Source organism: bacterium (assembly GCA_016873475.1).
Classification (GTDB): domain Bacteria; phylum Krumholzibacteriota; class Krumholzibacteriia; order JACNKJ01; family JACNKJ01; genus VGXI01.
This window is the reverse complement of the sequence record VGXI01000174.1, coordinates 1-6,642: the sequence shown is the minus strand read 5'-3', so window position 1 is coordinate 6,642 and position 6,642 is coordinate 1. Positions and strand designations below refer to the sequence as shown.

Here is a 6,642-nt window from a genome sequence, read left to right as displayed (position 1 = left end):
CGAGGTCGGCCGTCGCTTCGAGGGCGAGGCCCGCCGGCGGCAGCAGCAGGATGGCGCGGTCGGGCGCAAGGACGGTGCCCACCAGCTCGACGATGCGCTCGGGCAGGGCCTCGTGCGGGCAGCGCGTGAGCAGGCTGTGCGCGGCGCGGTCCAGGCGCTGGAAGACGCTCCCCCGGCCGGGCGTCGGCGGCCGCGAGGGGTCGCCGAGGAAGTGCTCGGTGTCCAGGCTGCGCAGGGTGTGGCCCAGCTCGCCGTCGACGACGGTGAGCGCGCCGCTGTCCTCGGCCTGCGGCGCGGCGCCCTTGAGGAACAGCTCCACGTCGCCGAGCTGGAGACGGTCGCCGGGCGCGAGGACGGCCTCCCCGCTGAGCGGCCGGCCGTTCAGGCTGCTGCCGTTGCGGCTGCCGAGATCGCGCGCATGCCAGCGATCGCCCTCCCAGCGCAGCTCGAGGTGATGGCGCGAGACCGAGGGATCGGCCAGCGGCAGCTCGTTGCCGAGTGCGCGGCCGATGCGGTAGCTGCGCTCGGGCGCGAGCAACAGCTCCTCCTCAGCGCCACCGGGCGGGGTGTAGACGAGGCGGTAGTGGGCGTCGGGCGTCATGCCCGCAGCATAGCGCAAGGGCTGCGGCGGGTCTACGCGCTGTCACGCCCCGGCCGTCAGCCTCAGTACAGTGACTTCACTGCCGAGAAGCTCGAGGATTCCGTGGGGACGATCACCGAGCTCTCGATCTCCATGCCCAGCAGCACTTCGCCCTGCCCGTAGTCGCTGAAGTAGTAGTTCAGCTCGTACAGGTCGCGATCGCCGGCCGCAGCCGGCCCCGACCCGAAGTACACGTTCAGGAGAGCCGCGAGGTGCGTGTGATTGGCGTAGCGATCCCGCCAGAGAAGCGGTCTTCCTCCCAGCGCACCACCATGCGAGGAGGGGCGAATGAACACGCCGAAGGTAGACTCCTCGTTCGAGCCGCCGATCGGCGACCAGTAGAGCGGCCCCGTTTCCTCCCAGCAGTAGTTGCAGGTCGTCTCCCGTTGAAACGAGGCGATGAGGGAGAAGTACTCTACGCCTCCCTCGAAGCGATTGCGTTCAATGAGGTGGATCTCATAGGGGACACCCGACTCGGCGTAGCTGCCTCCATGATAGAACCACATTCGTTGGACAATGAAGCCCTCGCCCCAGGTGTCCACCCAGGTCATGAAGTTGCCAGCGATGGCAGAGGGCGATGCGACTAGGATTGGTGCATAAGGGACTCCATCATGGATGTCGATGGAGAGCAGTCCACGAGGTTCTGCCGCGGCCGGGCACCCGCCGAGCGCGATGATGGAGATCACCGCGCATGGGGCAACAAAGGTCAAGCACCTAGAAGCGAACCATCTGCCCCAGAGCATCGCTACCCTCCTCCGGCATAATTCGTACTCTCTCGTCTAAGGGAAGAAGACGGAGCGTTGAATTCCCTATCGTGCAAGGCAAGGAGTCGCCAGCGGCGAGAGCCGATAGGTCGAACAGCACGTGGCGTGTCGCTCCGTCTCCGCCTGTCGGATAGAGATCGATCGCACTGAGCAACTCCACCTCCTCTCCCTCGGCAACACAGACGAGCCGAAGCTCCAGGAGAAGGTCTTCGGCCGAAGGCAGCCCAAGGGTCTGCACCGATAATTCTAGCACGATTTGCCCCATTCCAGCCAGGCTATCCGGAAGCGAGATGTCGGCCAGCAGGCCCGAGCCTGACTCGTCTTGCCGCATCGCCAGCGGCACCTCCGTGATTTGCAGCCCCCAGGCAACGGTCGAGCACAGGCCAAGTACCGCGCCAAGGAACCCTGGGAGCATTCGGAGCCCGAGATGAGACAGCTTACTTGACATAGACCACCTTCCCCTTGCGCGTTTGCCCTGGATCTGTAAGGCGGTAGAGGTAGACACCCGATGTGGCGGCTTGCCCTGCGTTGGTTTCCCCGCGCCAGATGAACTCCCTATCTCCGCTTTCAAGAACGACGGCATCGATGTCGCGGATCTTCCTGCCAAGGATGTCGAAGATCTCGAGGCTCGATGTCGCGCCACTGGGCCCAAACCTGAACTGGATCTGCCCATTGAAAGGGTTTGGCCAGGCTCCCTCAGCCTCCAGCGGAGCGGCCCCTGCGCCAAGGAAGAACCCTGGCGGCTCAGGATGGCTTTCGCACGCTACCATCTGCCACATCGGCGTCCACGGCGAGTAGTCGACGCGAACGGGGTTCGGCGGGAAAAATGCCGAGGGGCACATGCAATCCAGGCCGTAGTCATCCAGATAGCCTTCGCAGGTCCCCCAGGAATTGCGCTCCGCCGTGATCGTTGTCGTCGTGGCGTTATAGACCCGAACCATGTCCACCGCAGTGGGGTCCAGCACGCAGTCCCCTGTCTGCGGGATAGTCCTCCAGCAGTCCGCCAGGGTTGTTGAGGGTGCGATGAAGTTCTCTCCGGAACTTGCGCCACCCTCACTTCCCAAGTCGACGACGCCGTTTCTTGCGTAGCTGACCAACCCATATTCGCAGCCATGGATCTTCGAATGGTCCATCACATACTCCGCGCTGTCCCAGACCTTGACACCGACGCGCACGTCCCAGATCTCGGAATACCTGGCCTCGATTTCAGCCGCACCCCGCCCCTGAATGCCGGTCTCCGGCGCCGCCGCGGCGGGATGTGGCCTGAGGGTGAGATAGGGCCCGAGGGTCGCTTTCGGTGCACCAGGCATATACTTCTCTCCGACTTGGATTCCGGTCCGAAGGAAATACAGCGTCGTCTCCGAGATCGAGAGCGAGCCCTCAATGCAGTAGACGAGCGGCGGCGGGATCGAGAGCAGCGACTGAAAGTCCTCGCGCTGCGTGATCATGCAGCCCTCGATCTCAGCCGATCGGCCACTACCCGACCCAAGCCAGATGCGATTGACATTCGAGATCTCGCAGCTCACGAAGGCTGGGTCGCGCGGCCCATTCTGGAGATCGAGCACGATCGCGTTGTTATCGTTCTCGGCCATGTAGACGATCGAGTTGGCGATCCTCACGATTGCGTTGTCCGCGCCAATCTGCACCGCGTCGTTGAGCTGGCAGTACTGGAGATCGATCAGGCCCATGTCCTCTGCGAAAAGCCCTGCGTAGTCGGTGTTGGTGTCGTCGGGATGGATCGAGGGCAGGAACTCCACCGGCGCGGCCGCGCTTCCCCTCGCGATCAGCGAGCCACCTGCCGCCGTGATCTTGGCTTCGGAGCCACGGAAGTAGACCCTCGCGCCCTCTTCTAGCCAGAGCTCACACCCCGGTTCGATGACCACCTCGCCCAGGACCCAGGCCGTCGTCCCCGCCGCGACAACGTAAGGGCAGTTGCTTTCGTCGATCACGCTGGGGATGAGGGCGATGTTCGACGGGAGCGTTTGGTAGCGATACTCGAAAGGAACCATCGAGTTCGTGTTGTTCCCCAAACCCCCTTCCTTCGGCACCACCGACAGTACAATGGCCACGGCGTTGATATCGCTATCGACCGTGCCGAAGCTCCCGAGGTTGAAATCGACGACCTGGTTGGGGGCGGGCTCTAGCCATTCGGTCTCGATGACGCGCATCCGACTGCCGTACTCGTCCAGGCCGTTAGTCCCCGGATCTAGCTGCGCAGGCGGGAACGGCAGATCGTAGCCGATGAGATCCACGGCAAGCATCGCCTGGCCTTCGTAGCTCGCAGCCTTCTGCTGGATCGAGTAGACGTCGGGCGGAGCTGGCGGGCAGTGCATGCACGGGTACTCATCGAGGAACCGCAGGCTGAAGCTGAGATCTCCGCCGGCCCCCACGGGGGGGCGCAAGACGATGTAGTTGCTCGCGTAAGTCTGCACGCCCACCAAACGGCGCTTCTCCCACTCGGAGACATACCAGGAGTACTCGTCCGCCTGGCAGTCAGTCGGCCAGTACACGTCGCTCCGCTGCCAGCCTGAGACTTCCTGCCGGGCCGTCGTGCAGTCGTGGTAGAGTGGAAACGTGTGGATGTTGTCGTAGCAGTAGCCGTTCGCATCTTGGAGGAAGTTGTACAGCTCCTGGGGCTGCGCCCCGCTTCGCCACTGGTAGATCTCCTGGCCAGCCGCAGGGGTCTGGAGGTTCAGGAACTTCGCCATGGCATAACCGCGGTACGCTTCGTTCACGCGCTGCTGCGGGCTTGCCGATGATGACGAGAAGAGGTGGTCGAGCTGGTCATCATCGAGCACCGTGCCGAGCCCTGGGAAATCGTGATGGTACTTCCGCCCGCCTTCCGCGGTGGGAGTGAACTCCCGGATCCAGCGGTAGACGAGGCTGTCTTCCAGCGCCTGCCTCGGCAGCGTGAACACATTGTCCAGGTAGATCGCGAACATCGCCCAGTCGTTGTAGACGTTGCCGTACATCGCCTCGCACACGGGCGGAACGGGCGGGTCGTCGTCCTGGTTGACGGGCACCGCGTTCATGCAGGCAGAGGTGAAGTTCCTGTCGCCGAAGTGATTCGCAATCGAAGTTTCGTACGGCGAGGTTCCCGTGCCCGTAATCTCCCGCCCGTACTTGGCCACCGCAAGCACCGAGCACATCTCATTGAAGGTATCGAAGCTATCGATGCCGTAGCCGACGCGCATCCAGGTCTTGTGGCAGACGTGCTGCCACTCGTGCAAGAAGGCGTCGTGCGCCACGACCTCGGGAAGCAGGTACTGTCCGCCTGTGCCTTCGATGTGCGCACTGATGTAGTCCACCCCGGCGGTGATCCAGCGGCAAGTGTCGAAGAGGTAGATCTTGAAGAAGCCCACATCCTGGTTCTGCCCTTGCACGGCGGTGTTGATGCCGAAGTGGTCGTTCGCGGGGAAGACATCCTCGCCGAAGTAGTCCAGGACGAGCTTCGCGAGACCGGCCTCGTCCCCCAGTCGGGGGTCGACGATGTAGTTCGCGAACTCCTGGAGATCGGCTACATTCCAGCGTGCGTACGGTGCGCCCGGTTGTTCGGCAGTACCTGGCCTCCAACAGACGTAGACGTCGAAGTGGTTCTTGAAGACTGGATTGCTGTCGAAAATGGCCGGATAGTACTCCTCTACGGAGACCGGCGCTTCGCCGGATGCGCATTCGAGGCTAGGCGTGTCCTCGCAGCCTCGAAACAAAAAGGCCCCGACTGGAGCCGGGGCCGCCAGAAAGACGGCAAGTGCGAAGATCGAACAGAAACGGACGCTTGGACGGTGCAGCTTCCCCAAGATCATATCAGACCCCCTCGGCTTGTATTGATCTAGCACATACTTGCGGCAGTGGCGCAAGCGGAAACTGCTGAGATCTTCCATTGAGGAGTAAGTGTTTGTCCGCAGTGACACCTTTGTGTTACACAAATTCTCTGTGAGATGCTCGGTTTCCCGCTCTGCGCGTGCGGTTGACCCAGTAGCCACCTCCGGCTGGCACGCGGCTTCTGAGCAATGCGTGAGCACTGCCCCCGTGCTACACTGCCCGCTTCGCGCTGACCCCCGCCTGCCAGGGAGGACCCCATGTCGATTCGCCACGCGTCCCGCGGCGCCCTGCTGGCGCTCGCGCTCTTTGCTCTCGCCCCCACCGCGGGGGCGCTCGAGCCCTTCGGCGCCCGGCACCCGGCCCTCAGCCCCGACGGCAGCCAGCTCGCCTTCTCCTGGCAGGGCGACCTCTGGGTCGCGCCCCGCGTCGGCGGCCCCGCGCGCCAGCTCACCGACCACGTGGCCTACGACGCCCAGCCCCGCTGGTCGCCGGATGGCCGCGAGATCGCCTTCACGAGCGACCGCTACGGCAACGCCGACCTCTTCGTCGTGCCGGCCGCGGGCGGCGTGCCCGAACGCCTCACCGTCCACAGCGACCACGACGAGCTCTACGACTGGAGCCCCGACGGCAGGACGCTCTACTTCGGCTCCAGCCGCGAGAGCCGCGAGTTCCTGCTCTACGCGGTGCCGCGCGCGGGCGGGCGGCCCGTCCGCGTGATCCAGGACCAGGCCTGGGCCGCGCGCCTGAGCCCCGACGGTCAGTGGATCGCCTACGTGCGCGGCGCGACCGAGTGGTGGCGGCGCGGCTACCGCGGCCCCGCGAGCCGCGACCTCTGGCTGCGACCCACCGCAGGCGGTGCGAGCCTCCAGCTCATCGACTGGCCCGGCGACGACGACCTCCCCCACTGGAGCGGCGACGGCCGCGCGCTCTTCTTCCAGAGCGAGCGCGAGGACGGCGTGAAGAACCTCTGGCGGCAGGACCTCGCCGTCAGCGCGGCGGGCCTCGGTGCCGCAGGCGCGCCTGTGCAGATCTCGCGGCTCGCCGACGACATGGGCTTTCTCTCCGTCAGCCGCGACGGCCGCTGGGCGGCCTTCGAGTCCGAGGGCCGCCTCTGGGTCCTGCCCACAGCGGGCGGCACGCCCGTCTCGCCGGCCATCGACTGCCCCGCCGACGACAAGGCCAACGCCGTCACTCGCCGCCTGATGGCCGAGGGCGCCACCGAGTTCGCCTTCGGGCCCGGCGAGACGCAACTCGCGTTCGTCGTCGAGGGCGAGCTCTACGCGGGGCTCGTGCGCGAGGGCGAGCTGAAGGACTGCGTGCGCCTCACCGAAACGGTGGCGCGCGAAAAGGACCTCGCCTGGCTGGACGAGAAGACCCTGCTCTTCGTGAGCGACCGCGAGGGCGGCGACGACATCT

5 protein-coding genes are annotated in these 6,642 nt (G+C 65.0%); 1 reads left to right on the top strand and 4 read right to left on the bottom strand.

Features of this window, described 5'->3' with window-relative positions:
- The 4 genes from FJ251_12245 to FJ251_12230 all read right to left on the bottom strand — a co-directional run.
- Positions 1-601: FHA domain-containing protein (locus FJ251_12245; protein ID MBM4118481.1), on the bottom strand; the 601-nt coding region annotated here is incomplete at its 3' end.
- Between the two features lie 62 nt (positions 602-663).
- The gene (locus FJ251_12240; GenBank protein MBM4118480.1) at positions 664-1,191 is read right to left on the bottom strand and encodes a hypothetical protein; all 528 of its coding nucleotides are present in this window, start codon (positions 1,189-1,191) and stop codon (positions 664-666) included.
- Between the two features lie 163 nt (positions 1,192-1,354).
- Entirely contained in the window at positions 1,355-1,852 is a 498-nt protein-coding gene (locus FJ251_12235) for a hypothetical protein (protein ID MBM4118479.1), read from the bottom strand.
- The gene (locus tag FJ251_12230; GenBank protein ID MBM4118478.1) at positions 1,842-5,285 is read right to left on the bottom strand and encodes a T9SS type A sorting domain-containing protein; all 3,444 of its coding nucleotides are present in this window, start codon (positions 5,283-5,285) and stop codon (positions 1,842-1,844) included. The genes FJ251_12235 and FJ251_12230 overlap by 11 nt, the downstream gene beginning before the upstream one ends.
- A 198-nt stretch (positions 5,286-5,483) precedes the next feature.
- On the opposite strand from FJ251_12230, the gene FJ251_12225 reads away from it, so the two are divergent.
- The coding region (locus FJ251_12225; protein MBM4118477.1) for a peptidase S41 at positions 5,484-6,642 on the top strand (1,159 nt) is incomplete at its 3' end.